General features: G+C 77.3%; 17 protein-coding genes and 2 pseudogenes. 4 read left to right on the top strand and 15 right to left on the bottom strand.

The window, feature by feature from the left end; translation table 11 throughout:
- Positions 1-164: 164 nt before the first annotated feature.
- Positions 165-1,637: an adenosylhomocysteinase gene (gene ahcY, locus IEY94_RS19585; RefSeq protein WP_189171692.1), complete on the bottom strand. Its 1,473-nt coding sequence runs from the start codon at positions 1,635-1,637 to the stop codon at positions 165-167.
- Between the two features lie 611 nt (positions 1,638-2,248).
- Between ahcY and IEY94_RS19580 the strand changes: the two genes are divergently transcribed.
- A complete protein-coding gene (locus IEY94_RS19580) occupies positions 2,249-3,205 on the top strand; it encodes a DUF8189 domain-containing protein (protein ID WP_189171691.1) in 957 nt (318 codons plus the stop codon).
- Positions 3,206-3,272: 67 nt separating this feature from the next.
- Here the strand turns inward: IEY94_RS19580 and manA are convergent, their stop codons facing one another.
- The 8 genes from manA to IEY94_RS19540 all read right to left on the bottom strand — a co-directional run bounded on the left by manA (position 3,273) and on the right by IEY94_RS19540 (position 13,315).
- Entirely contained in the window at positions 3,273-4,526 is a 1,254-nt protein-coding gene (manA, locus tag IEY94_RS19575) for a mannose-6-phosphate isomerase, class I (protein ID WP_189171690.1), read from the bottom strand.
- 5 nt (positions 4,527-4,531) lie between these two features.
- Positions 4,532-5,464 (bottom strand): cation diffusion facilitator family transporter, encoded by a 933-nt coding sequence (locus IEY94_RS19570; RefSeq protein ID WP_189171689.1) that lies wholly within the window; start codon positions 5,462-5,464, stop codon positions 4,532-4,534.
- Positions 5,461-6,657: an SIS domain-containing protein gene (locus IEY94_RS19565; protein WP_189171777.1), complete on the bottom strand. Its 1,197-nt coding sequence runs from the start codon at positions 6,655-6,657 to the stop codon at positions 5,461-5,463. The genes IEY94_RS19570 and IEY94_RS19565 overlap by 4 nt, the downstream gene beginning before the upstream one ends.
- Positions 6,658-6,665: 8 nt before the next feature.
- Entirely contained in the window at positions 6,666-6,848 is a 183-nt protein-coding gene (locus IEY94_RS19560; RefSeq protein ID WP_189171688.1) for a Trm112 family protein, read from the bottom strand.
- A gap of 76 nt (positions 6,849-6,924) precedes the next feature.
- Positions 6,925-8,334 (bottom strand): phosphomannomutase/phosphoglucomutase, encoded by a 1,410-nt coding sequence (locus IEY94_RS19555; RefSeq protein ID WP_229784268.1) that lies wholly within the window; start codon positions 8,332-8,334, stop codon positions 6,925-6,927.
- A gap of 66 nt (positions 8,335-8,400) precedes the next feature.
- Positions 8,401-12,597: a toxin glutamine deamidase domain-containing protein gene (locus IEY94_RS24045; RefSeq protein WP_189171686.1), complete on the bottom strand. Its 4,197-nt coding sequence runs from the start codon at positions 12,595-12,597 to the stop codon at positions 8,401-8,403.
- Positions 12,594-12,911, bottom strand: coding sequence for a hypothetical protein (locus tag IEY94_RS19545; RefSeq protein WP_189171685.1), 318 nt, complete (start codon positions 12,909-12,911; stop codon positions 12,594-12,596). The genes IEY94_RS24045 and IEY94_RS19545 overlap by 4 nt, the downstream gene beginning before the upstream one ends.
- Complete coding sequence (locus tag IEY94_RS19540) at positions 12,908-13,315, bottom strand: YbaB/EbfC family nucleoid-associated protein (RefSeq protein WP_189171684.1); 408 nt, start codon at positions 13,313-13,315, stop codon at positions 12,908-12,910. Before IEY94_RS19540 ends, IEY94_RS19545 begins: the two co-directional genes overlap by 4 nt.
- Before the next feature lie 114 nt (positions 13,316-13,429).
- On the opposite strand from IEY94_RS19540, the gene IEY94_RS19535 reads away from it, so the two are divergent.
- A complete protein-coding gene (locus IEY94_RS19535) occupies positions 13,430-14,668 on the top strand; it encodes an SUKH-3 domain-containing protein (protein WP_229784267.1) in 1,239 nt (412 codons plus the stop codon).
- 41 nt (positions 14,669-14,709) lie between these two features.
- Here IEY94_RS19535 and IEY94_RS19530 read toward each other — a convergent pair whose 3' ends face one another.
- Positions 14,710-15,060 (bottom strand): DUF3499 domain-containing protein, encoded by a 351-nt coding sequence (locus IEY94_RS19530; protein ID WP_189171683.1) that lies wholly within the window; start codon positions 15,058-15,060, stop codon positions 14,710-14,712.
- A 279-nt stretch (positions 15,061-15,339) separates the two neighbouring features.
- Here IEY94_RS19530 and IEY94_RS19525 point away from each other — a divergent pair, with 279 nt between their 5' ends.
- Positions 15,340-15,705 carry a metallopeptidase family protein gene (locus tag IEY94_RS19525; protein WP_229784277.1) on the top strand — a complete coding sequence of 122 codons (366 nt, stop codon included), beginning with the start codon at positions 15,340-15,342 and terminating at the stop codon, positions 15,703-15,705.
- A gap of 280 nt (positions 15,706-15,985) precedes the next feature.
- Here the strand turns inward: IEY94_RS19525 and IEY94_RS19520 are convergent, their stop codons facing one another.
- The 5 genes and pseudogenes from IEY94_RS19520 to IEY94_RS19505 form a co-directional block, all read right to left on the bottom strand.
- Positions 15,986-16,243, bottom strand: a complete 258-nt coding sequence (locus IEY94_RS19520; RefSeq protein WP_189171682.1) for a WhiB family transcriptional regulator — start codon at positions 16,241-16,243, stop codon at positions 15,986-15,988.
- Positions 16,244-16,542: 299 nt separating this feature from the next.
- Positions 16,543-17,685 (bottom strand): annotated as a pseudogene (cofH, locus tag IEY94_RS24395) (5-amino-6-(D-ribitylamino)uracil--L-tyrosine 4-hydroxyphenyl transferase CofH); the annotation flags it as partial.
- Between the two features lie 375 nt (positions 17,686-18,060).
- Positions 18,061-19,287 (bottom strand): annotated as a pseudogene (gene cofG, locus IEY94_RS24390) (7,8-didemethyl-8-hydroxy-5-deazariboflavin synthase CofG); the annotation flags it as partial.
- 365 nt (positions 19,288-19,652) lie between these two features.
- Positions 19,653-22,115, bottom strand: coding sequence for a hypothetical protein (locus IEY94_RS19510; protein ID WP_189171680.1), 2,463 nt, complete (start codon positions 22,113-22,115; stop codon positions 19,653-19,655).
- A 212-nt stretch (positions 22,116-22,327) separates the two neighbouring features.
- Positions 22,328-23,179: a S1 family peptidase gene (locus IEY94_RS19505; protein ID WP_189171679.1), complete on the bottom strand. Its 852-nt coding sequence runs from the start codon at positions 23,177-23,179 to the stop codon at positions 22,328-22,330.
- A gap of 463 nt (positions 23,180-23,642) precedes the next feature.
- Here IEY94_RS19505 and cofD point away from each other — a divergent pair, with 463 nt between their 5' ends.
- On the top strand, positions 23,643-24,596 hold the full coding sequence (gene cofD / locus IEY94_RS19500; RefSeq protein ID WP_189171678.1) for a 2-phospho-L-lactate transferase: 954 nt from the start codon (positions 23,643-23,645) through the stop codon (positions 24,594-24,596).
- Positions 24,597-24,630 lie beyond the last annotated feature (34 nt).

Raw genomic sequence — 24,630 nt, 5'->3', positions numbered from 1 at the left:
CAAGGGCAGCCTCACCTTATCCCCGGCTCACGGCGCCGCGTCAAGCCGGACAGCCGGCCGCTGACCGGGCGATTCACCCGCGGGCGGGGAGCGGTCCGCCGGCGGGCGGCCGAAAAAGCGACGGCGCCGGCCCCCGCGGGGCCGGCGCCGTCGGCGGTCCGGTGTCAGTACCGGTAGTGCTCCGACTTGTACGGCCCCTCGACCGGGATGCCCAGGTACTCGGCCTGCGCCTTGGTCAGCTCGGTCAGCTTGACGCCGAGCGCGTCCAGGTGCAGCCGGGCCACCTTCTCGTCGAGGTGCTTGGGCAGGATGTGCACGCCGAGCGGGAACCGGTCCGGGTCGGTGTACAGCTCGATCTGGGCGATCACCTGGTTGGTGAACGAGTTCGACATCACGAAGCTCGGGTGGCCGGTGGCGTTGCCGAGGTTCAGCAGCCGGCCCTCGCTCAGCACGATCACCGTGTGGCCGTCCGGGAAGCGGAACTCGTCCACCTGCGGCTTGATGGTCTCGCGGGTGACGTCGGCGCGGGCGTACAGGCCGGCCATGTCGATCTCGTTGTCGAAGTGGCCGATGTTGCCGACGATCGCCTGGTGCTTCATCCGGGCCATGTGCTCGGCGGTGAGCACGTCCTTGCTGCCGGTGGCGGTGATGAAGATGTCGGCGGTGTCGACGACGTCCTCGATCCGGGCGACCTGGTAGCCGTCCATCGCGGCCTGGAGCGCGCAGATCGGGTCGATCTCGGTGACGACGACCCGGGCGCCCTGGCCGCGCAGCGACTCGGCGCAGCCCTTGCCGACGTCGCCGTACCCGGCGACGACCGCGACCTTGCCGCCGATCAGCACGTCGGTGGCGCGGTTGATGCCGTCGATCAGCGAGTGCCGGCAGCCGTACTTGTTGTCGAACTTGCTCTTGGTCACCGAGTCGTTGACGTTGATCGCCGGGAACAGCAGGAGGCCGTCGCGCTGCATCTCGTACAGCCGGTGCACGCCGGTGGTGGTCTCCTCGGTGACGCCCTTGATGCCGGCGGCGATCGCGGTGAACCGCTTCGGGTCGTCGGCCAGCGAGCGGCGCAGGACGTCGAGGATGACGCCGTACTCCTCGCTGTCGGTCGGCGCGGTCGCCGGTACGGCGCCGGCCTTCTCGAACTCCGCGCCCTTGTGCACGAGCAGGGTGGCGTCGCCGCCGTCGTCCAGGATCATGTTCGGGCCCTGCCCGTCGGCGAACCGGAAGAGCTGCTCGGTGCACCACCAGTACTCGTCGAGGGTCTCGCCCTTCCACGCGTACACCGGGACGCCCGCCGGCTCCTCCGGCGTGCCCTCGGGGCCGACGACGACGGCCGCGGCGGCGTGGTCCTGGGTGGAGAAGATGTTGCAGCTCACCCAGCGGACGTCGGCGCCCAGCGCGACCAGCGTCTCGATCAGCACGGCGGTCTGCACGGTCATGTGCAGCGAGCCGGCGATCCGGGCGCCGGCCAGCGGCTGCGCCGAGGCGAACTCCCGGCGGACCGCCATCAGCCCGGGCATCTCGTGCTCGGCGAGCTGGATCTCCTTGCGGCCGAACGCGGCGAGCGACAGATCGGCGACCTTGTGGTCCCCCTCGCGGACCGTCTGCGGGCGCGGCGTCAGCGTGCTGGTCATCGGGACTCCTGTCCGTACGACGTGTGGCGGGCGCCCTCACCCTACTTCCCGCACGTCGCGCGGCCCTCGGCCCCGGCTCGTGGCACGGCCCACATCCGCCCGCCGGGACGGGGGTCGAACGGGTGCGGTACACCCCGGCGCGGTGGGCGGGCGGGGCCGGCACCGCCCGGGTGGGGGCGGAATGCGCACAGGGCGGTCGACGTGTCGACCGCCCTGTGCATCCCCCCGGTAGTGGTACCCCGCGCGCGTCGTCGGACCATTCGTCTCGATGACGCTGCGTACTTTTCAAATTACCCTACGCATTCTTCTTGTCAAGACCTTCCGGCAAAACAGCCCGAAGGATGACTTGACACCCGCGTTGCCGCCGCCCTGCCTCACCCGCGGGGCGTACGGCGCCCGGTCGGGGGACGCCCCGGCGCGACACGCCGGCGGGCGCCGCGGCCGCCGGGCGCGCCGCGGCGCGTGGCCTGCGCACGGCCGGCGGCGGTCCGCCGGCGCGCGCGGGCTCGCCCGGCGGCGCCGGGCCGGGGCCGTTAGCATCCGGATTGAGCATCCACAGTGATCAATCACGGGGGATATTCACCCGCAACGCGTGTCCAAGGGGGACCCATATGTTCGGCACCACCCCACGACGTTCGCTGCTGGCCGCCGGTGCGGCCCTGCTCACCGGCGCCCTGCTCGCGGGCGCCGCGCCCGCGACGGCCGCCCCGACCGGCCCCGTACCGCTGACCGCCGCGGCGGTCGGCTGGGGCGAACTGCCCAGCGGCGGCGCCACCCCGTCGGCGCCCGGCAGCGTCCAGTACCAGGACGACACCTGGGTGTTCGTCCGCGGCACCGACGACAGGATCTACCTCAACCGGTTCAACGGCGTGACCTGGACCGGCTGGTCGGAGGTGCCCGGCGGCGGCGCCACCCCGTCCGGCCCGGCCGCGGCGGTCATCGGCGACGCGCTGCACCTCGTCGTCCGGGGCACCGACAACAAGATCTACACCAACATCCTGGCCACCGGCGGCTGGTCCGGCTGGCGCGAGCTGCCCGGCGGCGGCGCCACCCCGGACACCCCGGCGGTCGCCGCCGACCGGCAGGTCCTGCACGCGTACGTGCGCGGCACGGACAACAAGATCTACGAGAACACCCGGGCGGCCAACGGCACCTGGGGCGGCTGGGCCGAGGTGCCCGGCGGCGGCGCGACGCCGTCGGGGCTCGCGGCGACCACCGCGGGGACCCGGGTGCACATCGCGGTCCGGGGTACGGACAACAAGATCTACGCCGCCTCGCGCAGCCGGCGCGGCGAGTGGGACACCTGGAAGGAGGTCGCGGGCGGCGGCGCGACGAACGACGGCCTCGGCCTGACCTCGTACCGGCAGGACGTGTACCTGCTGGCCCGCGGCACCGACAACAGGATCTACCGCAACAACCGGGTGGACAACGCCTGGACCACGTGGACCGAGGTGCCCGGCGGCGGGGCGACCAGCGCGGCGCCGAGCGGGGTCACCGAGGGGACGTACCTGTACGTCTTCGTCCGGGGTACGGACAACAAGATCTACGGCCAGCGGGTCGCCCGCTGATCCCCGTGCCGCGGCGCCCGACCCACTCGGGCGCCGCGGCACGGCCCGTCGGCCGGCCCGGGGGCGGTCAGGGGGTGCCGGGGGTGGCCAGGTAGGCGGTGCCGGCGCCGCGCAGGCGCAGCGGCGGCGCGGCCGCCCGGCCGAACGCCGACTCCCCCGCCGCCAGCGGCAGCGGCTTCGCGCCGTCGTCGGCCTCGATCGCGCCGGTCAGGCAGAGCAGCGTGCGCGGGCCGGGGGCGTCCAGCTCCACCTGCGGGCGGCCGGCGTCCAGGACGACCTCGTACAGCGCGAAGTCCGGCACCGGGACCGCCCACCGGCGCACGCCCGGCGCCACCGGCTCGGGGCGCAGGACCGGGTCCGGCAGCGGGGTGAAGCGCAGCACGTGCAGCAGCTCCGGCACGTCCACGTGCTTCGGGGTCAGGCCGCCGCGCAGGACGTTGTCGCTGGCGGCCATCAGCTCGATGCCGGTGCCGGACAGGTACGCGTGCAGGTTCCCGGCCGGCATCCAGATCGCCTCGCCGGGCGCGAGCGCGACGAGGTTCAGCAGCAGCGCCACCACCACGCCGACGTCGGCCGGGTAGCGGGCGGCGAGAGCGGCGGCCATCGCGTACTCGGCCGCGAACGGCCCCCCGCCGGCAGGCCGGGCCGCAGCCGGGTCGGGCGGGGCGGCGGACATGGTCGCGCCGCCGGGCAGGGGCGGGGCGGTGGCCGGGCCCGGGAGGCCATCGGCCGGGTCGGGGAGGGCGGCGGTCACCGCGGCGAGCAGGGCCGGGCGGTCGGCCGCCGGCCAGGTGAGCAGGGTGGTCACCGCGGCCGCCAGGTCGCCGGCGCGCAGGTCCGCCACCACCGGCGCCAGGGCCGGCACGGCCAGCGCGGCGAGCAGCTCCGCCGACCGGTCCGGCGGGCGGAAGCCGCACAGCCCGCGGAACGTCGACACCGCGACCAGCAGCTCCGGCTTGTGGTGCGGGTCGGTGTAGGACGGGTCGCCGGCGGCGAACCGCTCGCGCGCCCGGGCGGCGTCCGGGTGCGCCTGCAACGACAGCGGCTGCGCCGCGGCGAGCACCTTCATCAGGTACGGCAGCCGCGGCCCGAACCGGTCCAGCACCGCCGCCCCGAGGACGCCGGCCGGGTCCTCGGCGATGACGTCGGTGAGCGGGCGGTCCCCGCCCGCCCGGCGCAGCCGGGACGGGTCCGCCGGGTGCGCGCCGAGCCACAGCTCGGCCTCCGGCCGCGGGCTCGGCGTCGGTGCGCCGCGCAGTTCCGCGAGTACCGTGCGTGACCCCCACGCGTACTCCCGGACCGGGTTGACGAGCGGCTCCACGCCCGTTATCCGGCGCCGGCCGGCTGCGGCGCGTACAGGTCGGGCTCGATGTAGATCACCCGGGCGATCGGCACGGCGGCCCGGACCCGGGCCTCCACCGCGTTGATCCCTTCGGCCACCCGGCCGGCGCTCTCGTCGTGCCGGACGGCCACCTTCACCGCCACCAGCAGCTCCTCGGGCCCGAGGTGCAGCGTCTTCATGTGGATGATCCGCTCCACCTCGGGGCCCGCGGTGATCGCGGCCTCGATCGCGGCCACGTCCTCCTCGGTGGCGGACTCGCCGAGCAGCAGGCTCTTGGTCTCGAACGCGAGGATCACCGCGATCGCCACCAGCAGCACGCCGATCGCCGCGGTGCCGATCGCGTCCCACTCGCCGTTGCCGGTCAGCAGGGTCATCCCGACGCCGAACAGGGCCAGGACCAGGCCGACCAGCGCGCCCAGGTCCTCCAGCAGCACGACCGGCAGCTCGGGGGCCCTGGCCCGGCGGACGAACTGGCTCCACGTCGCGCTGCCCTTGACCGCGCGGGACTCGACGATCGCGGTCCGGAAGGAGAACGACTCCAGCACGATCGCCACGACCAGCACGGTCACCGGCACCCACTGCCACTTGTCGATCGGGTGCGGGTCGGACCACTTGTGGTACGCCTCGTACAGCGCGAACAGGCCGCCGACGCTGAACAGCACGATCGACACGATGAACGCGTAGATGTACCGCTCGCGCCCGTAGCCGAAGGGGTGCCGGGGGGTCGCCCGCCGCCGCGCCCGCCGCCCGCCGAGCAGCAGCAGGCCCTGGTTGCCGGAGTCGGCCACGGAGTGGATCGACTCGGCCAGCATCGACGACGAGCCGGTCAGCGCGAACGCGACGAACTTCGTGACGGCGATGCCCAGGTTGGCGAACAGGGCGGCGACGATCGCCCTGGTACCCCCTCCGGCGCTCATTGCGTGGACAGCTCCTTCATCTCCGAGACCGCCGGGACCGCCATCGGGTCCAGGCCGTGTGCCAGAGCAAGGTACAGGGAGGCGAAGTCCGGTACGGCGATCAGGGAGGCGAGCCGCTCCAGCGCGGACCCGCCCTCGGCGACGATCTCGCTCACCCGCACGCCCCGGCGCTCGGCCAGCGCGCGGATCGCGTCCGCCCGGCGCTCCTCGACGGCCAGCGGCTCGTCGTGCGCCTCCTCGTCCTGGCTGAGCCCGCCGTCGCGCAGCAGGACCAGGCGCAGCCGGGTCGTGTCCGGCCCCTCCTCGGGGTCGGCGAAGATGTCCCGGGCCGACTCGGTCAGCCCGCCGAACACGCCGTCGAGCAGGCCCACCCGGCCGCGGCCGGCCTCGCCCAGCGCCCCGGCCACCGCCGGGTACCGGGCATTCGCGGCGAGCACGTCGCCGAACCGGCGGGCGGCGACCGTGGCCAGCGGCGACGAGCCCCAGATCACCGGGATCGAGCAGGCCAGGTCCATCGCCAGCGACTTCGCCGGGTTCACGAACGACTCCAGGCCGGGGCGGCAGCGCTCGGCCTCCATGTCCAGCCGGTTCGCGGTCTCGGCCAGGTCGGCCTCGCGGACGTTCACCAGACCCAGGGCCCGGGCGGCGAGCAGCACCGGTACGGTCAGGCCCCACAGGCTGAACCGCGCCGGCGACCGGCGCGGCACCGCGATGAACGGCGCCCGGGCCCGCTCGGCGAGCTGGTGCAGCTCGGACTCCGGCGCGCCGATGGCGACCAGCCGGGCGCCGCGGGCGCTGGCGGCCTCGGCCGCGTGGATCGCCTCGGGCGAGCGCCCGGACGCGGACACGGCGATGACCACGTCGGCGGCGCCGACCCAGCCGGGCACGCCCGCGCTGCGGTGGGCGAGCACCGGGACCTGGCAGCGGGAGCCGGCGACCATGGCCAGCACCTCGCCGGTGCGCGCGGCCGTACCGACGCCGGCCACGACGACCGCCCGCGGGCGGCCCTCGTCGGCGAGGTCCTGCAAGTGCGCCTCCGCGGCCAGCGAGGCGGCCTCGCGGAGCTGCCGGCCCGCCCACGCGGTCGCCCGCAGGGTGTCGCCGCCGTCGGCGGCGGACAGCGCGCGCTCGTCGTCGAGCACCTTCTCGTCCGGCTCGCGGCGGCCGCTCACGCCGGCGCTGCCGCCCGGCAGCGGGGCGGTCACCGGTCCGCTCCGGCCGGGCGGGCCTCGTCCAGCAGCAGGACCGGGATGCCGTCGCGCACCTCGAACACCCGGCGGCACTCGGCGCAGGTCAGCGTGCCCGCCGCCGCGTCATAGGCCAGTGGGGTGTGGTGCGTGTCCGGGCAGGCGAGGATCTCCAGCAGTGCGGGGTCCAGGGACACCGGACGACTCCCTTCACACGAGCGGGCCCGCCCCGGCGGCGGGGCGGTTCGGCCACGGTCGGCCACCGGTACGAGCCTACTGGCGGATGGCCGCCAGGACGCGGTCCCGCAGCTCGCTCATCCGCGCGGCGTCGGGCGCCTCGACGTTGAGCCGCAGCAGCGGCTCGGTGTTCGACGGGCGCAGGTTGAGCCAGGCGCCGTCGGCGAAGGTCACGGTGAGGCCGTCCAGCTCGTCGGCGCGCTCCCCGGCGAACAGCTCGCGGACCGCGGCCAGCTTCGCCGCCTGGTCGGTGACCGTCGAGTTGATCTCCCCGGACGCCACGTACCGCTCGTAGTCGCGGGCCAGCTCGGCCAGCGGCCGGTCCTGCCCGCCGAGGGCGGCCAGCACGTGCAGCGCGGCCAGCATGCCGGTGTCGGCGTACCAGAAGTCGCGGAAGTAGTAGTGCGCCGAGTGCTCGCCGCCGAACACCGCCCCGGTGCTGGCCATCTCCGCCTTGATGAACGAGTGCCCGACCCGGGTCCGGACCGGCTTGCCGCCCTGCTCGGCGACGATCTCCGGGACGGCGCTGGACGTGATCAGGTTGTGGATGATCGTCGCGCCGGGGTGCTTGGCCAGCTCGCGGGTCGCCACCAGCGCGGTGATCGCGCTCGGCGACACCGGGTCGCCGGCGGCGTCGACCACGAAGCAGCGGTCCGCGTCGCCGTCGAACGCCAGGCCCAGGTCGGCCCCGTGCTCCCGGACCGCGGCCTGGAGGTCGACCAGGTTCTTCGGCTCCAGCGGGTTGGCCTCGTGGTTCGGGAACGAGCCGTCCAGCTCGAAGTACATCGGGATGACCCGCAGCGGCAGCGGCGGCAGCACCGCGTCGCCCAGCACCGCCGGGACGGTGAACCCGGCCATGCCGTTGCCGGCGTCGACCACCGCGGTCAGCGGGCGGATGCCGGACAGGTCGACCAGGCCGCGCAGGTGGGCGGCGTACTCGGCGAGCAGGTCCCGGCTCGTGGTCGTGCCCGGCCGGTCGGCGGCGGGGAGCTGCTCCCGGCCGTCCAGCAGCGCCTGCGCCCGCGCGCGGATCTCGGCCAGGCCGCTGTCCGCGCCGATCGGGCGGGCGCCCGCGCGGCAGAGCTTGATGCCGTTGTACTGCGCCGGGTTGTGGCTCGCGGTGAACATCGCGCCGGGCAGGTCCAGCGCCCCCGAGGCGTAGTACAGCAGGTCGGTCGAGCCGAGGCCTGCCTCGACCACGTCGAGGCCGACGGCCCGGACGCCGTCGCCGAACGCGCGGGCCAGGCCCGGCGAGGACTCGCGCATGTCGTACGCGAGCACCACCGCGCCCCGGTCGTCCCCGCCGGCCCGCAGCAGCAGCGCGAACGCGGCGCCCAGCGCGTGCGCCACGGGCGGGCCGAGCTGGTCGGGGACCGTCCCGCGGACGTCGTAGGCCTTCACGATCTGCGCGAGGTCGACCCCGGGCGGGCGGGACGGATCGGTCACGACGGTGCTCCTCATCGGCGCGGCGGCAACCCGCAAAGCGTAACGAACAGCCCGGGCGCGGGCACGTCAGAGGGTATCCGCCACCTCCGGCCGGGGGTCCGCGCCCGGCTGGGCGCGGTCGGCGAGGTCCGCCTCCGTCAGCGCGTACGTCCGCCGGGCGATGCCCACCACCCAGCCGCGCTCCTCCGCGGTCAGCGGCCGGTCCGCCGCCGCGGCCCGCTGCCGGATCGCCCGGGCCACCGCGTACAGCGCCGCCGCCGGGCCGACCCCGCGCAGCAGCCGGGCGCGCTCGGCCTCGACCTCCTGGACGAACGCCGCCCGGTCCAGCCGCCGGGTGAGCGGGTCCCGCTCGCCGGCCAGCGCTGCCAGCGCCGGCGCCGGCAGCGGCTCCCAGCCGCCGGTACCCGGGGCGAGCCGCCAGCCCACCCCGTCGACGACCTTCACCGGGACCAGCCGCCAGCGGTAGTACCGCGGCCCGCCGCGCTCGCCCGCCCGGCCGGCGGGGTCGGTCGCGGCGAACACCTCCCGGCGCAGCCTGGCCAGCCCGTCCACCACCAGCTCGCGGGCCGGCGAGTCGCCGCCCGGGTCGGCGGCGATCCGGGCGCGCAGCCGGGACAGGGCCTCGCCGTACCGGTCCGCGCGGACCACGTCGCGCAGGCAGAGCCGGATCACGCCCACGTGGCCGGCGCCGGTCCGGACGGTCAGCCGCACGTCCGGGTACCCGCCCGGCACCTGGCCGTCCAGCCCGTCCTCGACGGCCAGGACCACCGCCGCGGGGTCGGCCCGGACGGCGTCGCGCACCGCGCGCAGCGCCGCCGGGTCGGGCGCCTCCACCCGGACGCCGGCCAGCTCGACCAGCCGGGCCGCGTCGCCGTGCCAGCCGCGGACCAGCGCGGCCGCCGCGTCCCGGTCCGGCGCGGCGGCCGCCGCCACCGGCGCCCGCCCGCCCGCGGCCCGGGCCGCCAGCTCGGCCAGCTCCGCCCGCGCGGCCGGCGCCGCGGCGAGCAGCCGGTCCAGGAACTCCCCCGCGTACGCCGGGTCGTGCCGCCGGGCCGGGTCGAAGCCGGGCTGCACCGCCTCGGCCGCCGGCGCGCCGCCCGTGCACTCCCCCGCGGCCAGCTCGCCGCGCACGCACCACAGCATGGCCACGGCCGAAGACTCGGCCCGCAGCGCGTCCCGCACCCCCGTGCCCGCGACGATCGCGGCCGCCAGCTCCGGGGCGTCGAGCATCAGCAGGTCCAGGTCGGGCTCGGCCGGCGGCTCCGGCGCCGGCTCCGCCGGCGGGGCCGGGGGCTGCGGGGCGGGCCCGGCCGGCGCGGCCAGCAGGCCCGGCGGGTGCTGCGGCAGCGGGCGCGGGGTGCCGTCCGGGCCGACGACCAGCGCGTCGAGGACGACCACGTTGCCGTCGTACGGGCGGCCGTAGTGCCCGTACAGCGGCGCCTCGGCGAGCTGGCCGACGAGCGGGTCGACGTACAGGATCGCGTGGTCCTGATTGGCCGCCACCCAGGTGTGCGCGTTGCCGCCCTCCCAGCCGTGCACCAGGAACGCGAACGCGCCCGGGCCGAGCGCCCGCAGGTGCATGTGGAGGTTGCGCAGCGCGTGGTTGACCGCCGCCCGGGCGGCCTCGACGGTCGCCCCGGTCACCAGCGGGCACAGATTCTGGAAGGCCCCGCCGGCCACCGCGGCGATCCGGGCCGGGCCGTCGTCGGGGGTGCCGGCGCCGAGCGGGTCGCCGGTGCGGTACCCGTCCCGGACCCGCCCCGCCGCCACCCGCGGCCGCCCGCGCGCCCAGGTGTCGAAGAAGGCGAGCGCGCAGTCGGTGGCGTTGGTGAGCCGGGTCGGGTCGGCGGCGCCGGGGATCCAGGGGTTGAGCAGGGGGAGGTAGCCGGCGGTGCGCGGGTCGGCGTGGCGCAGGGGGGTGCCGTCGGGGGCGCGGGGTACGGCGCGGTCGACGGCGTCCTGGTGCGCGGCCGGCGGCCGGTGGTGACCGCCGGGGGCGTCGTACCGGCGGGTACGGGTGACCGGCGAGTCGTCGTCCGCCACGACCGGCCGGGTAGGGGCCGGTGCCGCCGGCGGCGCGGCGTCGGCGGGGTCGGCGGCGGGTCGGCGGGACGCGCTGCCCGGCGGGTGCTCCGCCGGCGGCGCGTCGGCCGGGTGGTCGCCGGGCGGGCGGTCACCGGCGTGGTGGTCACCGGGTGCGTGGTCGTCGGGGGTGTGGTCGCCGGGGATGTGACCACCTGCTGGGCGGTCGCCGGGTGGGCGGGCGCCGGGGGTGTGGTTCTCGGGTGGTTCGGTGTGCGGGCGGCCGGGGTCCGGCGCGGTCCGGACCCGGGGTGTGCCGGCCGGTGGGGTGCCGAACTGCGGGAGGCGGTCGGGCTGGACGTCCGGCGCGGCGGGAGCGGGCCGGAGCGCCGCCGCACCGTCGGGGGCTCGCCGCGCGGCGGGGGCCGGTGCCGCGGCCGGCGCGCCGGCGGGGGCCGGCCGGATACCGCCGTCGGCGCGCGCGGCCGGCGCGCCGACGGGTGCGGGGAGCCCGGTGGGCGAACCGTCGGGCGCCGGATGGGCAGTGGGTGAATCGTCGGGCGCCGGGCGGCCGGTCGACGGAGCATCGGGCGCCGGCGGTACGGGGAAGCCGGCTGCCCGGCCGGCGGGTGCGGCGGCGCGGTCGCGGGGGGCCGCGGTCCCGGCGCGGGGGGCCGCGGTGGCCGCTCCGGTCGGCCGGGGGTCGCCGCTCGGGCCGGCGGTGTCGCGGACGGCCGTCGGGTCGGACGGCGCGGGCGCCCCGGCCGGCGACTCCGGTGCCGCCGCCGGCCGGACCCGGGCGGAGTCGGCGAGGCGGAGCCGGGGACCGCCCGACCCACCCCCGGGCGGCACCACCGCGCGGGGATCGGCACCGGGGTGACCGGGACTGCGCGGACCGGCGCCGTGCGGATCGCCGCCGTGCGGATCGCCGCCGTGCGGATCGGCGACGTGCGGATCGGCGACGTGGTGGTCGGTGTCGGGAGTGGACGGGGTTGCCGGGCCGCGGCCGCGGCCCGCCCGCCGGATGCCGCTGAGCCAACGCGAGGCGGCGGGAAGGGTGCTACCGCCCGGGTCCTCGGTGCCGGTACGCGGCGCGGGTACCGACCCGGCGGTCGCCGGTACGCGCGCCGGGCCGTCCGCCGCTCCCCCGGCGTCGTCGGCCGGCCGGAGCTGCTCAGCCGGCACGGGGCGAACCCCGCCCGCCGCCCGATCCCGATCCGCGACCGGCCCGGACTCCGCTGCCGGGGTCGAGGTAGCCGGGGCGGGGGTGACCGCGGTCGGTACCCCGGCGTCCGGCGAGTGCGCCGCGGCGTCGGTGAGCCGGGACGCGGTGTCGGTGAGCTGCGTAGTCGCGGCATCGGTGAGCTGCGTAGCGGTGTCGGTGAGCTGGGTCGCGCCGTCCCGGCCGCCGCCGGGCGCCCCGGCCGGGCCGCCGCCGCCCGATTCCCGCCCGCCCGCGGCGGGCGCGTCGCCGGCGGCCGCCGGCCCCGGCCGGGCCGCCCCGGCGGCCCCCACCGCGAGCACGCCGGCGCCCGGCCCGACGGACCCGAGCGCGGGCGTGCCCGCGTCCGGCCGGGGGTCGGCTGCGGCCGGGAAGGCGGCCAGTTCGGCGTCCGGCGGGAACGCGTCGGCCGCGAACCCGGCAGGGAAGGCGGCCGAGGGCAGGGCGTGGGTGGCGGGCAGCGGCACGCCGCCGGCCGGTACGGTCTCGGCCAGCGTCGCGGCCAGGACGTCCACGATCGCGCCGATCCGCTCCCCCGCCGCCGCCACCAGCACCTCCGCCACCGGCGCCGCGGCGCCGTCGGTCAGCGCGCTGGCCAGGTCGACGACGACCAGGTCGGCGGCGAGGTCGGCCAGGTGCTCCCAGGCGGTCAGCTTGGCCGCCTCGGCGGCGCAGCCGGCGCTCTCGGCCCAGGTGCCGAGGCGGTGCGCCTCCTCCGGTACCGAGTCCAGCGGGCCGGGCGCCCCGTCCACCAGGCGGGCCCAGCCGGTCCGGGCGGCCTCGGCGGCCGCGCCATCGCCGATCAGGTCGAGCAGCCGCTCGCCGGCGCGGGCGGCGTCGTCGCGCGGCTCGTGCAGGGCCAGGGCGAGGGCGAACCACTGGTCGGCCAGGTCGAACAGCCGGCGCTCGTCCACCCGGGGCCAGCGCTCGGCCGCGGCGGCGACGGCCGTGGTGATCCACGGCGGCTCGCCCCAGGCCCAGTCGGCGGGGTCGGGCAGCGGGCGGGGCAGGCCGGTCACGAACCCGTCCCCGGCGGCAGGACCCGACGCCGGACGGCGTCGTCCCGCGCGGCCAGCACGGCCGTCCGGGCGGCGGCGTCGCCGAGCCCGACCAGCTCGGCGGCGACCTGCTCCCAGCGGGCGAGCAGCCGCTCCTGCGCCTCGCCGTACCGGGCGTCGAACACGGCGGTGACCGGGTCCCGCCAGGCCGGGCGGTCCGCGACCAGGCCGATGGCCTCCTCGTCGCGCAGCCGGCGCCAGCGCTGCCCGGCGTCGACCAGGTCGGCGGCGGCGGCGCGGACGGCGGCCGGGTCCGGCCGGGTCGGCGCCCTCACTCGGGGCTCCCGGCGGTGTACCGGGCGAGCAGCGGCGCGGCGTCCGCATCGGCGATCAGGTCGGGCGCGGCCGGCGACTCGGGCAGGTGGGCGGCGACATGGCTGCGCACCTGGCCGGTGGCCCGCTCGGCGGCCTCGCCGACGGTCGCGGTGATCAGCCGGGCCAGGATGGCGGGGTCGATGCCGACGCACCGCTGGGCGTCCAGGTGCAGGTCGACGAGCCGGCCGCGGGCGTCCACCGTGGCCCGGACGCTGGCGTCCGGCGAGCTGACGCTGACCCGCAGGGTGGCGAGTTCCCGGCGCAGCGCCTCGGCGCCGGCCCGGGCGCGCTCGAACCGCCCGTAGGTCTCGTCGACGCGTGCGGCCAGGCCGCGGTTCGCGTCCCGATCCCCGCTGTGTCTCACCGGTGACCTCCAGGTCTCGACCCATCCCCGCCTGGACCATACCGGCCGTACCGTGGGGCGGCGAGCCTCCGGTACGTTCGGGGCGGCCCACCCCGCGACGGAGGGAGTCCACAAGTGATCGGCCTGCGGGAAGTCGAACGGATCGCCACGGCCAGGGCCCGCCGCGAGTCGCTGCGCCGCGGCCACCCGCGCACGCCCATGGTGTCGGAGTTCGATGTCGGGTACGTGGTCTGGACCCGCGAACCGGCCGACCGCACCCCGCGCACCGGCGACAGCGTGACCACGGTGATCGACAAGGAGACCGGCCACACGTCGGTCTGGCCGAGCCTGCCGTCGGCCGTGGTGAAGGACCTGTACCGGCGCCGGCGGACCGAGCTGATCCCCCCGGTCAGCACCGCGGACCCGGTCGTCGAGCTGCGCCGCGAGGCCGACCGGCGCCCCGGCCCGACGGTGGTCGCGCACCTGACCGCGGGCGGGCGCCCGGCCGCCGCGCGCGGCGCCAAGGGCGACCAGCCGCTGCGCCACCACCCGCTCGTCCGGGCGTACCTGCGGGAGCTGCCCGACGGCGAGCTGGTCCGCGGCGCGCACCGGCACGCCGAGCTGGTCGTCCTCTCGGACGTGCTGCACCGGGCCGGCGCCGAGCGCCCGGACACGCCGCTGGCCGAGGCGGACGCGCGCGCCCTGTGCGCCGACGCGGTGCTGGCGGCGTACCACGTGCGGGAGCCCGGCGACCCGGTCGGCGGCATGCCGGCCCGGCCGTGCGCGACCTGCGCGGGGGCGCTGGTCCACTTCGGCGTGCTGCCGCCGCCCGGCCCGGCCGGGGTCGACGCGGCGGCGCCGGCGGGCGGCGTGCCGGCGGACCGGTTCCCGGCGCCGGTGGCCGGGGTGCTGGCGGCGGCGGGCTGGTCGCCCGGCCGCGAGCCGCACTACGCGCGGGCCGAGCAGCAGGTGGCGGCGGTGTGCGCGGTGCTGGGGCAGGAGTTCCGGCACGCGGCGTTCCCGGCGGCGGTACGGGCGCTGGCGGAGTTCGGCGACCTGCGCACCGCGGCGGACCGGGCGGGGGCGCGGCACTGGGTCCGGCCGCTGCGGCTGGACCCGGTCGCGGCGGCGCACAGCGCCGACCTGCTCGCCGAGTGCGCGACGCTGATCGGGGCGCGGCTGTTCCCGCTGGGCGTGGAGGGGTCGGACGAGGCGCTGCTGGCGATCGACGAGACCGGCCGGGTGTTCGCGCTGGACCAGGGCGGCGAGTGGTTCCTCGGCGCCACCCTGGACGCGGCGCTGGGCACGCTGCTCGGCGCGGGTACGGCGGCGCAGCGGCTCCGCGACGACGGCCGCTGGGCCGCACCCGACTGACCCGCGGGCCGCGGGGCTCCGGTCAGGACGGTGGGATGAGGTCAGGACGGTGGGATGACCCGCAGGTGGCCGCGGCGGCCGGTGCTCGGCGGGTCCGGCGGCTCCTCCTGCCGCGGCACCGGGCGGCCGGCCTCGCGCACCGCCTCGGCGAGCGCCACCAGGTCGTCGGTGGTCGGCGGCGGCGGCTCGAACTCGCCCTCGTGCCGGACCAGCTCCCAGCCCCGCGGCGCGGTGAGGTTGCGCGCGTGCAGCTCGCACAGGTCGTACGTGTGCGGCTCGGGGTACGCGGCCAGCGGGCCCACGACGGCCGTCGACTCCGCGTACACGTAGGTCAGCGTGGCGACGGCCTGCCGCGGACAGCCGTTACGGGAGCAGCGTCGTGGTGACCTCACGGCGGGCACGTTATCGTCCCCGGCCGCTCACTCCGCGCGTCTGCCGGCGCGACACGCCGTCGGAGCGATTCGTTTGACAGGGGCGCCGGTCCCGCGGTGAGTCCCGTACGGGCGTACGGCGGGGCGGGCTAGCCTGTCGGGGTGAGCATGTCCGACGGTGCACCGCCGCCCGGCCCCGCCGGGGGCCCGACGCCGCCCGGCCCGCCCGGCGGCGGGCCGCCGCGGTCCGCGAGCCGGCGCCGCCGCGACCGGCACGGCCGGGGGCTGCGGGGGCGGCTGATCCCGGCGACCGTGCCGTCCGCGCGGACCCGGGCCGAGGTCTTCGACGACCTCGTGCTGGACGCGGTGGAGTCGCTGGAGCGCCGGCACGGCCGGGAGCTGACCGCGGTGGAGTTCGCGGTCGAGGACGTACCGCCCGAACTGAACATCTACGACTCGGACGTGCTCGAGGACGGCGAGGTGCCGCTGGCCCGGCTGCTGCCCGGCCGGCCGGGCCGGCAGGCGATGCCGCCGCGGATCGTGCTGTACCGGCGGCCGCTGGAGTTCCGCGCCGCCGACCGCGACGACCTGGCCGACCTGATCCACGACGTCGTCCTGGAGCAGCTCGCCAACCTCCTCGGGGTGGACCCGGAGGAGTTGGAGTAGGACACCCGGACAATCTGTCCGATTAGCCCGGACACTCCCGTGGTGTCGTTACTCACCGAGACCGCACGCGCCCGGACGGACAGTGACGACCCGCGGCACGGCGCCATCGCGCCGGCCGCGTCACCGGACCCCACGCCCCGCCACCCATGCGCCGCGAACCCCCGGCGGACGCACGGGCCGAGCCGCGACAGCGGGTGCCCCGGCGGTTCGGCGGTACGAAGGCGCCCTCCCGGACCGGCCGCACCCCCACGGACGGCGACGGCGCCCCAGCCAGCGGCGATCAGGCGACGCGGCGCTTGAGCTTGCGGCGCTCGCGCTCGCTCAGCCCGCCCCAGATGCCGAACCGCTCGTCGTGCCCGAGCGCGTACTCCAGGCACTCGTTGCGGACCTCGCACCGGGAACAGATGCGTTTCGCCTCGCGGGTCGAGCCGCCCTTCTCCGGGAAGAATGCCTCCGGGTCGGTCTGGGAGCACAGCGCGCGCTCCTGCCACTCCGGCGCGTCACCGAGCAGGTCGGCGACGACTGGACGGCCCTCCATCAGCATGCCCCCTTCTGGTGCACCGACGTACGAACCGGTGCAAATCCCCCACATTCCGCTCCGCCAATGGCCGGATGACCACGGGTACCGTCCCCCCGGGCCGCGGCACCCCGCCGGCGAGCGATCCGCAGCGGTCCGTACCGAGCCCCCCGGACCCGACCACCGGACCGCAGCGGTCCCGAAGGAAATTACACGCGTGTAATACGTGCGTCGTCAAGCGGAACCTGATAAATAGGGCCACCCACCTGACAGCTCCCTCACCGCTGCCTATCGACCGAGGCGCCGTACGGGTAACGCCCCTACCCGCGAGTCACCCCGGAAAAGTCCTCGCGGGAGGGAAAGGTCCGACTCGGGTCTTCCGCATTACCGTACGTCGTCGTACGCTGCCTCACCGTGAACCCTGCGCACTCGGCGAGTCCGCGCAGGTCAGCCGCGGTGCGGGCCGCGCCGTGCGCCGAGCCCGCCATCCGGGAGATGGTCTCCTCCATCAGCGTCCCGCCGATGTCGTTCACGCCGCCGCGCAGCAGCGCGGCCGTCGCGTCGTCGCCGAGCTTCACCCAGGACGCCTGGATGTTGGCGACCCGCCCGTGCAGCAGCAGCCGGCCCATCGCGTGCACCGCCCGGCTCTCCCGCCAGGTGGCGCCGGGGCGGGCCCGACCGGCGAGGTAGATCGGCGACCGGGTGTGCACGAACGGCAGCGGTACGAACTCGGTGAACCCCCCGGTCGCGTCCTGGATCCCGGCCAGGACCCGGAAGTGCACCAGCCAGTGCCGGGGGTGGTCGACATGTCCGTACATCATGGTCGACGTCGACCGCAGCCCCAGCTCGTGCGCCGTCGTGATCACCTCGACCCAGGTGGCCGCGGGCAGCTTGCCCCGGGTGAGCACCCAGCGGACCTCGTCGTCGAGGATCTCCGCCGCCGTACCGGGAATGGTGTCCAGCCCCGCCGCCCGCAGCTCGGCCAGCCACTCGCGCACCGGCACCCCGGCCCGGGCGGCGCCGGTGGCGACCTCCATCGGGGAGAAGGCGTGCACGTGCATGCCCGGCACGGCCGCCTTGATCGCCCGGACCATGTCCGCGTACGCCGTCGTCGGCAGCTTCGGGTCGATCCCGCCCTGGAGGCACACCTCGGTCGCCCCGGCCGCCCGCGCCTCGACCGCCCGCGCGGCGACCTGCTCGATCGTCAGCCGGTACGCGTCGGCGTCGCGCTCCCGCTGGGCGAACGCGCAGAACCGGCAGCCGACGTAGCAGATGTTCGAGAAGTTGATGTTCCGGTTCACCACGTAGGTGACGACGTCGCCGACGGCGTCCCGGCGGGCGTCGTCGGCGAGGCCGGCGAGCGCGTCGAGGTCCGGGCCGTCGGCATGCAGCAGGGCGATGGCGGCGTCCTCGTACCGGGGGTCGAGCAGGCGGGCGGGGTCGGCGGCGGCGATCCGCATCCCCTCGGCCATCGGCCCCCGCGCCCCCGACCCGCGGCGCGCCGCCGATCCACTCCCGGCCGGCGAGCCGGACGGGTCGGAGCCGACATCGGTGTCGGTGTCGGTGTCGGTGTCGGTGTCGGTGTCGGTGTCGGTGTCGGTGTCGGTGTCGGTGTCGAGGACAGTGGCCCCGTCGGGGGTCCGCCCGGCCGGGTCCGGGTCGCCGGTCGGCCGCCAGGCCGCTACCGGGTCGGGACCGCCGGACGCCACTCCGGCCGGGTCGTCGGCCCGCCGGCCGGGCGAGGACGGGAGTGGGCCGACAGCGGGCCCCGTGCGTACCGAATGCGATGTCGTGATCACCGAGCGCCGCGGCTCGGGTACGGCCGTACCGGGGTTCGGCGGCTCCTGCCACGGGCGGCCGACCGGGCGGGCCGCCTCGTCGGCCAGCCCGTCCGGGCCGGCGAGCGCGGCGACGTGCGGACCGAGCCGCGGGTCGAGCCAGCCCTCGGGCCGGCGGACGTACTCGGGGTACAGCGTCAGCCGCTCGCGCAGCGCGAACCCGGCCGCCGCCGTCCGGGCGGCGAGCGCCTCCACCGCCGGCCACGGCCGCTCGGGGTTGACGTGGTCGGGGGTGACCGGCGAGACCCCGCCCCAGTCGTCGATCCCCGCGCGCAGCAGCAGGTCGTACGCGTCGTCGATGAGGTTCGGCGGCGCCTGGAGGCGCACGTCCGGGCCGAGGGTCAGCCGCGCCACCGCGACCGTCGCGGCCAGCTCGGCCGGGCCGGCGTCCGGGGCGGCGCGCATGGCGGTGTCCGGCTTGGCGCGGAAGTTCTGGACGATCACTTCCTGGATGTTCCCGTACTCGCGCGCCGCCGCCCGGATCGCGAACAGCGACTCCGCCCGCTCGGCGAGCGTCTCGCCGATGCCGACGAGGATGCCGGTGGTGAACGGCACGCTGACCCGGCCGGCGTCGGCGAGCACCCGCAGCCGGACGGCCGGGTCCTTGTCCGGCGAGCCGTGGTGCGGCCCGCCCGGCTCGGTGTACAGGCGGGCGGCCGTCGTCTCCAGCATCATCCCCATGCTGGGCGCGACCGGCCGCAGCCGGTGCAGCTCGGCCCAGCTCAGCACGCCCGGGTTGAGGTGCGGCAGCAGGCCGGTCCCCTCCAGGACGCCGATAGCACAGGCGCGCAGGTAGTCGAGTGTGGAGTCGTACCCGCGCGCGGCCAGCCACTCCCGCGCCGCCGGCCAGCGCGCCTCGGGCCGGTCGCCGAGGGTGAACAGCGCCTCCTTCGCCCCCACCGCCGCGCCGGCGCGGGCGATGGCGAGCACCTCGTCGGCCTCCAGGTACGGGGCGGGCAGCCGGTGCGGCACGGTGGCGAAGGTGCAGTAGTGGCAGCGGTCCCGGCACAGCCGGGTGAGCGGAATGAAGACCTTCCGCGAGTACGTGATCACACCGGGTCGACCGGCGGCGGCGAGGCCGGCGTCCCGGACGGTGCCGGCGGCGGCGAGCAGCGCGTCCAGGTCGGCGCCGCGGGCGGCGAGCAGGGTGGCGGCCTCGTCCACATCGAGCGCCCGCCCGTCGGCCGCACGGCGCAGCGCCCTGCGCGTCCCCGAATCCACCGCCATTCCCGACACGGTACGGGCCGACCCGGCCGGACCGGCCCACCGCGGGCGGCGCGCCGCGCTCCGGTGACCACAGTCACCGGTCGGGGTGGCCGAATCACACCGCGTACAACGACCGAACCGGGACGTTCCGGACCCACCACCTCCCACCCGCCGCCCGCACCCACATCCCCGACGGGTCCGGTCGGGGTAGGGGAAGCCGGATCGGGTTCACCCGCCGGACCCGATCACAACGGAGCCGGCGCGGATCCATCCGCCCGGCGCCGGTCGGTGAGGGATTTCAGCGCAGGGCACGGACCGGCGCGGGTCGGGGCCGGCGGCGCGGCGGGAAGGTGTGGCCGGTCGCCGTCCGGCGGGTCCCGGTGCGGTCAGCGCTCGTGCGGCGGGAGCAGGTGGGTGGTCTCGGGGCCGGGTCGGGTGATCCGCGGCAGGATCTGCGTGCCCTGCGGGCCGGCGAGGATCTGGGTAGCGTCCGGACCGGCGGCGCCCTTGCCGGTACCGGCGCCGGGCCCGTCCGCCGCACCCGCGGCCGGTGCGGCGGCGGCTCCGGCGATCGGCGCGCCGGAACCGCCCGCCGGGCCGGCGGTCGCGGGGCGCGACGCCGCCGGGCCGGCGGCAGCGGACCCCGACGTCACCGCGCCGGACGTCCCGGACCCGGCGGAAGTGGACCCCGGAGGAGTGGAGCCGGGAGAAGTGGAGCCGGGAGCTACCGGACTCGAAGCCACCGAGCCACCGGTCACGGAGCCAGGGGTCGTGGAGCCAGGGGTCGTGGAGCCAGGGGTCGTGGAGCCAGCGCTCACCGAGCCGGTGGCCGCCGAACTCGACGTCGCTCGGCCCACGGCCGCGGTGCCGGTGGCTGTCGAACCGGCGGCGGCCCCAACCCGCGCCGCGCCGGCGGCGCCGGACGAACGGTCGGCCCCAGCCGGGCCGGCGACACCGCCGACACTCGCCCGGCCCCCGGCGCCAGCGCCAGCACCAGCACCAGCACCGGGCGGGACAGCGGGGATGGTCGGCGGCGCGACGTCGGCCGATCCGGCAGGGGCCGAGGGAGTGCGCGGGCCGGCCGGAGTGGTCGACGCGACGGTCGCGGACGCACCGGCGGGCGCCGGCGGCGCGACTGACGCAGCGGGCGCCGGCGGTGCGGCGGGTGCCGTAGGTACGGGCGGAGCGGCGGGCGGCGGAGCGGCCGGGGCCGCGGCGGCGCTGCCGGCCGTCGGACCGGCGGCGGGGCGGGTGGTCTGCGGGAAAGCGTGCGGTGCGGTCGGGTCGTTGGCGCCCATCGAGCGCAGGAGCGCGTCCAGCGCACCGCCGACCGGCGGCGGCATCACCCCCGCGGCCCGCTCCCCGCGCGGGCCCGCGTCGGCCCCGCCGGCGACATCGCCACCACCGGCAGCACCGGCGTCAGCGTCAGCGGCAGCGCCACCGGCACCGCGCCCGCCGTCCGCGGGAGCACCGCTGGGAGCACCGGCGACGGGAGGCACCGCGAGCGTCGCGGTGTCATCGGCCACGGCGCCGGACGGCCTCACCCCGGCCGTGTCACCCGCCGCCCCGCCACCAGCCGCGGCAGAACCCGAGGCCGCAGCACCCGAGGCCGCAGCACCCGAGGCAGCAACACCCGCGGCCGCAGCACCCGCGACCGGAGCACGCGACTCCGCAACAACCGGGGCCGGAGCGAGCGACGCCGCAACAACCGGGGCGGCGTCGACCGGGGCCGCACCACCACCCGGCGCCGCCCCGCCCGACGTCGCCGCACCGCCCGGCCCGGCGCCGCCGGACACCCCGGCATCGCCGGCCACCGCGGGACGGCCCGCCGCCGCACCGCCGCCCGGGTTGAGCGAGGGGGGCGGGCCGAAGATGCCGGAGAGCACCGCGGCCACGTCCGGCGAGGTCGCCGGCGCCGGCGGGCTGCCGTACACCGATCCGGTGGTCGGGCGGCCGGGTGCCGCCGGCGGCACCGCCGTACGCGCGCCGGGCACCAGCGGTACCGGCCGGGCGGGCTCGCCGTACCGCGGCGGCGGCACCGCGCCGGGACCCGGCCGGGTGTCCGGCCCGCCCGGTACGACCGGCGGCGGGCTGCCCGCCGACCCGGCGCGGGTCGGCAGGATCGTCGTCGGGTCGCTGCCGGCCCGCGGCCCCAGCGGCGGTACGGCGGGCGGCGTGAGCACGGTCGGCTCGTCCGCGGCCGGGCGGCGGGCGGCGGGCGGGGACCCGTACGCCGGCTCGGCGCCCGAGCCGCCGATCACGGTCGTCCGGTCGGCGGAGCCGGAACCGCGCAGGAACGTCGTGTGCTCCGGCGGCGCCGAGCCCGCGGTACCGGGCCGGAACGGCGGGGCGGCCGGCGGGGTCCGCGGCGCGGCCCGGCCGGCGGGAGCGCCGGCGAACAGGCCCTGCCACACGCGCAGGCAGAACAGCCCGGCGACGACCAGCAGCCCGAGGTACGCCAGCCAGGTGAGCATCGCCTGGAGCCCGGCGCTGACGCCGGGGCCGTACGTCACCAGCCCGTACAGGCCGATCATCGCCCCGAACAGCGTGCCGCACAGCGCGGCCACGCCCAGCTCGACGAGCGCGACCAGGGTGATCAGCCGGGCGCCGGCGAGCCGGCGCGGGCCGTGCGTGGCGAGGTACACCGCGGCGACGGGCAGGCCGATCGTGGCGAGGTTGATGAAGCTGCCGAACCGGCCGGCGGCGTACAGCGGGTACGGCGTGCTCCCGCTGGGCAGCAGGCCGACCAGCGCGGCGAGCAGCAGTGCCCCGGCGGCGCCGACGAGCGCGTACGCGGCGTGGGCGCGGAGGGGTGCGGTCAGGTCGCGGGCGTCGGGCGGCACGCTCACCGGGGGCTCCCTGCGGTGTCGACGGCGACGGCCGGCCCGATCGGGTGCGGGCGGGCGACCGTGCGGCGCGGTCGGCATTCCCGCGCGGCACCCAGGGTAACGAGCGACGGCGACCGGCGCCTCCCGGCGGCCCGCCCGGAAGCGGAGTTCGGGGCGGGGGCTCCACCGCCCCCGCCCCGACTCTTCCCCCAATAAGGTCTCGCGCGCCGCGGCTAGCGGCGGTCGGCCGTCGTCCCGGCGGGGGTGCCGTCCAGCAGGACGATCGCCGCCTGGATCTTCTCGGTGAAGGCGCTCACCCGGGCGTACCGGCCGACCTTGTTGGCCTGCGCGCAGTCGACGACCGAGGTGATGCCGAGCTGGACCCAGTCGGCCGCCGCGGCGGCCGGGGCCGCGATCAGCGGGCCGCCGTGGTCACCGGCGCAGACGCCGGTGTCGGGCTCCTTCGGGTCGCCGGCGCACAGCTCGGCGTCGCGGGCCGCGTTGCACAGCCGGCCGGTGTACTGGAGCACGTCGGCCTGGCGCAGTACCGGCGACAGCTTGTCGCTGTTCGCGGCGGTCCGGCCCCAGCCCAGCACCCGCGCCTCCTCAGCGTCGTCGAGGGTGTCGTCGGCGGGCAGCAGCGGGTACGCGGCGGCCTTGAACGGCTTGTCCAGCTTGACCACGGCCCAGTCGCCGGCGCCGACGCCCTTGCCGGCGTAGTACTGCACGCCCCTGCGCTGGGCGCCGGCCGCGGCGGCCTCGGTGTGGTCCAGCTCGCCGATGTCCGCGGTGATGGTCACCGGGCGGCCCTGCTGCGGCTTCTCGGCGACGCACTGCTGCGCCGTCAGGACGATGTCGCGTGAGACGAGGGTGCCGCCGCAGACGTAGGTGACGCTCTTGTGCTTGACCGAGAGCCAGGTCATCCACGGGTAGGCGCCGTCGCGGGCCTTGTTCCCGCCGATGATCCGGGTGCTGCCGGCGTCCGGGGCCGGGGTGCGGTCGGTGGCGCCGGCCGCGGCGGGTGCGAGCAGCGTGGCCGCGCCGACGAGGGCGGCCAGCAGCGATCGTACGGATGGTCCGTGCATTGTGTGTTTCCCCTTGTGCGTGAGGGTGCGCCACACCGCCGGCACCGCCGTGCGGGGCGGGTGTCGGCGTGTTCGGGTGTGGCCGGGTGCGTTGCGGGAGCGCCCGGACTGGCCACGGAGTTGCGGTCCGTGATCAGGTGCCGAACGGTAGGGCACGATCCGGATCGATGACAATGGATCGTTACCGTTCCGAGATCACGACCTGTGAACAGGGAAAACATGTCCCGATCGCGCCCGGATTCGGCCTCGTCCGGGCGGCCGGATCAACATTGATCGATACACTGAGTGACCGTCACCCGATCGGGTGGGCGACCGTCGGCCGGGCGGCCGGGGTACGCCGCGGCGATGACCGCGCGCCGGCGCTGGCCCCGCGGGCCGGGCGGGTGGATCATCGGGGTGCGTCCGCGGCGCGGCGGGCCGCCCCGGGCGCGCGCGGGGGAGCCGGAAGGGCGAGGATGAGGCCATGCGCATCGTGGTGTTGACCGGGGGGATCGGCGGGGCGCGCTTCCTGCGCGGCGCGCGGGCGTACGCGGCGGACGCGGGGGCCGAGGTGACCGCGGTCGTCAACGTCGGCGACGACGCGATCATGCACGGCCTGCGGATCTGCCCCGACCTGGACTCCGTGCTGTACACCCTCGGCGGTGGCGCCGACCCCGAGCGCGGCTGGGGCCGCGCCGACGAGACCTGGACGGTCGCCGACGAGCTGTCCGCCTACGGCGCCGAGCCGCAGTGGTTCGGCCTCGGCGACCGGGACATCGCCACCCACCTGGTCCGGACGACGATGCTGAACGCCGGGTACCCGCTCTCGGCGGTCGTCCAGGCGCTGAGCGCGCGCTGGGAGCCGGGCGTGCGGCTGCTGCCGGCCACCGACGAGCGGCTGGAGACGCACGTCGTCGTCGAGGAGGACGGGCAGCAGCGGGCGATCCACTTCCAGGAGTGGTGGGTGCGGTACCGGGCCCGGCTCACCGCCCGCCGGTTCGTCTTCGTGGGCGCCGAGCAGGCACGGCCGGCGCCGGGGGTGCTGGCGGCGATCGAGGCCGCGGACGTGGTCCTGCTCGCGCCGAGCAACCCGGTGGTGAGCATCGCGCCGATCCTGGCCGTACCGGGGCTGCGCGACGCCATCGCCGGCGGCCGGGCGCCCGTGGTGGGCCTGTCCCCGATCATCGACGACACCCCGGTGCGCGGGATGGCCGACAAGTGCCTGGCAGCCGTCGGCACGCCGTGCACCGCTGCCGGCGTGGGCGGGCTGTACGGGGCGCGGTCGGCCGACGGGCTGCTCGACGCCTGGCTGGTCGACGAGGTCGACGCCGCGGCGGAGGTGCCGGGCGTCGCGGTGCACGCGGTACCGCTGTGGATGACCGACGACGCGGCGACCGCGGCGATGGTGCACGCGGCCCTGGCCGCCGCCGACCGCTGACGCGCGGTGGGCGGTCGCGCGCGACCGCCCACCG

It is taken from the genome of Pilimelia anulata (genome assembly GCF_014647895.1).
GTDB lineage: Bacteria > Actinomycetota > Actinomycetes > Mycobacteriales > Micromonosporaceae > Pilimelia > Pilimelia anulata.
Note: the sequence above shows the minus strand (reverse complement) of the source record. Positions and strands in the feature narration are given on the sequence as shown.

What these genes read in the sequence shown, in the direction of transcription:
- ahcY (WP_189171692.1), bottom strand. Translation starts at nt 1,637, where the DNA reads ATGACCAGCACGCTGACGCCGCGCCCGCAGACGGTCCGCGAGGGGGAC.
- IEY94_RS19580 (WP_189171691.1), top strand. Translation starts at nt 2,249, where the DNA reads ATGTTCGGCACCACCCCACGACGTTCGCTGCTGGCCGCCGGTGCGGCC.
- IEY94_RS19570 (WP_189171689.1), bottom strand. Translation starts at nt 5,464, where the DNA reads ATGAGCGCCGGAGGGGGTACCAGGGCGATCGTCGCCGCCCTGTTCGCC.
- IEY94_RS19520 (WP_189171682.1), bottom strand. Translation starts at nt 16,243, where the DNA reads ATGGAGGGCCGTCCAGTCGTCGCCGACCTGCTCGGTGACGCGCCGGAG.
- IEY94_RS19505 (WP_189171679.1), bottom strand. Translation starts at nt 23,179, where the DNA reads ATGCACGGACCATCCGTACGATCGCTGCTGGCCGCCCTCGTCGGCGCG.
- cofD (WP_189171678.1), top strand. Translation starts at nt 23,643, where the DNA reads ATGCGCATCGTGGTGTTGACCGGGGGGATCGGCGGGGCGCGCTTCCTG.